Below are 4,032 nucleotides of genomic sequence, written 5' to 3' on the forward strand. Positions count from 1 at the left end.
CGCGACGTCGCCGGGCGGGCACATCAGGCAGGTGTGCCCGTCGGCCATGACCTCCCGGAGGACCGGCAGGTCGGAGACGACGATCGCCTTGCCGTACGCCATGTACTCGAAGAGCTTCATCGGGGAGACCCAGCGGGCGATGTCCCCGATGCCCCCGGCGCAGGCCACGCGCTGCTGGTACGGGGCGAGGACGATGTCGAAGGCCCGGTGGTACGGGGGCAGGGCGGCGGGCGGCAGGTGGCCGTGGAAGTGGACGTTGGTGCGGGTGTTGCGGCTCTGCCAGTGGGCCAGATCCTGCTCGGTGCCGCCGACGAGGTGGAAGTCGACGTCGGGCAGGCGGCCGGCGAGGGCCAGGATGACGTCGGTGCCGCGACCGGGGTAGAGGTGGCCGACGTAGCCGGCCTTCACGGCTCCCGGCCTGCCGGGGAGTTCCGCCACGGGCCCGCCCGCGGGCACCGGGTCGGCGCAGTCGTGGGCGGTGACGAGGTCGGTGCCGGGCCGGGCCCCCGGCCGGGCGCCGAGGCGGGGGAAGGCGGCGCGGTAGTCGTCGGCGAGCGCCTGGGAGACGAAGACGACGCGGGCGAGGCCGGGGCGGCGGAAGAGCAGCCGTTCGGCCGCGCGGACGGCCTTGCTGTGCCACAGGAGGTGCGTCTCGTAGACGAGCGGCGCGAGCCCGGAGGCGGCGACGAGGCCGTGCAGGTCGCGCCCGTAGAGCAGGTCGGGGACGCCGTGGCGCTGGATCTCGGCGCGCAGGCGGCGGGCCCGGAGCCAGACGCCGGCCCCTGGTACCGAGGGCAGGGGGAGCGTGCGAATGGGGAAGCGGTTGCGGGTGCCGTAGTAGGCGTGGACGTCCTCCGCGGGGGCCGTGCCGGGCAGGGCGTACAGCTCGGTGTCGTGCCCGGCGTCGGTGAACGCGTCGCACATCCGCATCACGTGCACTCCGTTGGCATAGACGGAGGGAATGCTTCCAGAGTGCAGGTAGGCGATCCGCATGACTGGGCGACCTCCGGAGCGGGCTTGGCGGCCGCCGGCGCGAGCCACCGGCCTCTCATTGCGCTCCGGGGCGCGCCGCTGCGGAAGACCGCGAACGAGCCAGCCTCGTCATCGAGCCACGCGAGCCCTGCGCGTCACGCGAGCCATGCGTGTCACACGAGCCATGCGAGCCGGGCGCGCCGAACGCCCGGCCCCGCGTGGGTGCGGGCGGGGCCGGACGCCCCGGGGTCACTCGCCCCGGAAGAGCTCCAGCAGGTCCTGCCGGCCGAACACGCCCGCCGCCTCGATGGCCGAGGGCGCCCCGGCGGCCGGGTCGGCGCCGTGCGCCAGCAGCGTGCGGACGACCTCGTCCTCGCCCTTGAAGACCGCGCCCGCGAGGGGCGTCTGACCGCGGTCGTTGGCCCGGTTCGGGTCCGCGCCGCGCTCCAGGAGGGCGAGGACGGCGTCGAGGTGGCCGTGGTAGGCGGCCAGCATGACCAGGGAGTCGCCGCGGTCGTTGGTGAGGTTGGCCGGTACGCCCGCGTCCACGTAGGCGGCGAGGGTGTCGGTGTCGCCGTGGCGCGCCAGGTCGAAGACCTTGGCCGCGAGCTGGAGCACCTCGGGGTCGTGGGCGGGCTCGGTCTCGGGGGTCTGCTCGGTCATGGTCTGCGGTCCTCCGGTTGGGCGCCTGGACAGCACGCGATGTCGGTGTACGTCCCACCCTATGTACGGTCGCGGCGCGGTGTCCGGCAGGCACGGACGCGCCCGTTCGGGTGAATTGGGAATGGCTCGCTCAGGAGCCGGCGCGGTCGGCCGGTTTCGCGCCCCGAGGTGCGGCCCGGAGCCGCGGTCAGGCGGTTTGCCCCTCTTCGCCCCTCCGCGGGCGAAGATCCGATCCTTACTGATCAAGCCCTTCGGACAGTGATCGAACTGCGCTGTCCTTTTGTCGCATTAATACTTTCTGTGAGTCTTGAGGAGCTCATGGTGAACCCCTCGACCACTCAGGAGAACGTCATGATTCTGTCCATCTCCGGCGTCGTACTGTTCGGCATCATCGTCTTCCTGTTCTTCCGCAAGGACAGCCTGAAGGCCAGCCACGCCATCGTCTGCGCCCTCTTCGGCTTCTACCTCTCCAGCACCGCCATCGCCCCGAGCATCAGAGCGGGCAGCGCGAGCCTCGCCGGGCTCCTGGGCGGCCTCAAGTTCTGACCGCCCCGCCCCCGCTCGCCGCCCCGCCCGCAGGAGGAGACCGACGTGGACCCACGACAGCTCCCCCGCCGCCCGGCCGGCAGCCGGCGGATCGCCCGCGGGCAGGACCTCGCGCGCACGGCGGCCGACAGCGCGGCCGACATATTCCACCCGCTGATCGTCATCGCGCGCGGACTGCGCGCCCTGGCGGCCGGCGCGTGGCGCAAGTGGGCGGAGACACCGGGCGACCGGCGCGGGCCCACCCTGCTGCTGGTGGGGTCCTGCATCGCCATCGTGGCCCTCGTGCCGTACGGGCCCGCGCTCGCCGGCATCGCCCTGATGACGCTGGCGGCCTGGGCGGGGCGCGAGCGCGGATCCGCGCACGAGACGGTGGCCCGCGAAGGAGAGGGCGAACGGCTCCAGGCGCTCTACGAGGCCCTGGTGCCCTACCTCTCCGTCCCGGAGGACCCGGCCCCGCTCTACGCGTACGACGGCGACCGCGAGGAGGCGTTCGCGTCCCACGCCTTCGACCACAGCGGCCGGCTGGTCTCCCTGGAGCTGCGCTACCCGGCCTACTTCACCGACGGCGAAGCGGAATCCCGGGCCAGGATCGAGCAGTTGCTGCAGATGAAGGCCGGCCGCGGGCGGGAGTACCGCTTCGACTGGGACGAGGAGGCCAACCGCCTCCACCTGTACGTCCTGCCGCCGCTGCCGGCCGACATCTTCGCCCAGCGGTTCGTGACCGCGCCCGGCGAGAGCGTCCTGGGCTTCACCGACCCCGGCGCCGTGCACCGGACCCTGCCCGTCCTCCTCGACGGCGCGGACCGCAGCGACGAGCCGCCGGTGCTGTGGCGCACCGGCCAGCGCTCCACCGAGCCGCACCTGCTCGTCCTCGGCCGGCCCGCCGCCGGCACGAGCACGCTGCTGCGCTCGCTCGCGCTGCAGGCCCTGGAGCAGGGCGACGTCCTGGCCCTCGACGGCAGCGGATCCGGCGAATTCGCCTTCCTCCGCGGGCGGGACGGCGTCCTGGCCGTCGAATCCTCGCCCTCCGGAGCTCTCGCCGCCCTGGAATGGGCCACCCACGAGACCGAACGGCGCCTCCTCACGGCCAACCACGCCCGCCGCCAGGGCCATCAGACCCCCGAGGACGTCCGCCGCCCCCTGTGGATCCTCGTCGACCGGCCCACTGCGCTCAGCCACCTCGCCGCGGGCGAGGGGCGGAGGGATCCCCAGGAGCTGCTGCAGGTGCCGCTGCGGCACGGGCGGATCGCCAACGTCACCGTCGTGGTGGGCGATCACCTGGACGACGCGGCGAACACGTCCCTGCTCTCCGAACCGGTGCTCGCGCACACGCGCGCCCGCGTGGTCCTCGGCGCCGTCACCGGCGACCAGGTGCGCTCCGTGCTCGGCGCCCCGCCGCAGAGCACGCCCCCGCCGGAGGCCCCGGCCGGGCGCGGCTACGCCCGCCTCGGCTCGGGCCCGGTCCACCGGCTGCAGGTCCCGTCGACACCCGACCCGTACGACGAGGACACGTCCGAACGCGAACGCCAGGTGATCCTGTCGCTCCTGCCGCCCCCGTCCGGCGCGCTCCCCACGCACGACCCGGGGCCGGCCACGGAAACCGCATACGCCGAGGGGCCCTGCGCCGAAAAGGGGCCCTACGCCGAGAACGGCCACCCCGACACCGGCCCCGGCCCCCTGTCGGTCCGGCCCACGTGACCCGGAACGACACCGCGCCCCCGCAGCCGACCCGGCTCGGCACCGCCGATCACCTCGTTGCCGGCCACTCGCCGTAGCGGCGGAAGAAGGCAGCCGCCCTGCAGGCTGCCCGCCCCCGAGGCCACAAGGCCCGCACCTGTGACCCCGCCGTGG

Annotated in this window: 4 protein-coding genes; 2 read left to right on the plus strand and 2 right to left on the minus strand. The window is 74.1% G+C overall.

What is annotated here, in order from left to right:
* Both V7793_RS34465 and V7793_RS34470 read right to left on the minus strand, forming a co-directional pair.
* Window positions 1-993: glycosyltransferase family 4 protein (locus V7793_RS34465; RefSeq protein ID WP_336013637.1), on the minus strand; the 993-nt coding region annotated here is incomplete at its 3' end.
* Window positions 994-1,221: 228 nt separating this feature from the next.
* Window positions 1,222-1,635 (minus strand): ankyrin repeat domain-containing protein, encoded by a 414-nt coding sequence (locus V7793_RS34470; RefSeq protein ID WP_336013638.1) that lies wholly within the window; start codon window positions 1,633-1,635, stop codon window positions 1,222-1,224.
* Window positions 1,636-1,986: 351 nt separating this feature from the next.
* Here V7793_RS34470 and V7793_RS34475 point away from each other — a divergent pair, with 351 nt between their 5' ends.
* Both V7793_RS34475 and V7793_RS34480 read left to right on the plus strand, forming a co-directional pair.
* On the plus strand, window positions 1,987-2,181 hold the full coding sequence (locus tag V7793_RS34475; protein ID WP_058047788.1) for a hypothetical protein: 195 nt from the start codon (window positions 1,987-1,989) through the stop codon (window positions 2,179-2,181).
* A gap of 45 nt (window positions 2,182-2,226) precedes the next feature.
* The gene (locus V7793_RS34480) at window positions 2,227-3,879 is read left to right on the plus strand and encodes a hypothetical protein (protein ID WP_336013639.1); all 1,653 of its coding nucleotides are present in this window, start codon (window positions 2,227-2,229) and stop codon (window positions 3,877-3,879) included.
* Window positions 3,880-4,032 lie beyond the last annotated feature (153 nt).

The sequence above is a fragment of the Streptomyces sp. KLMMK genome, from assembly GCF_036961605.1.
In the GTDB taxonomy this organism is placed as follows: Bacteria; Actinomycetota; Actinomycetes; order Streptomycetales; family Streptomycetaceae; genus Streptomyces; species Streptomyces telluris.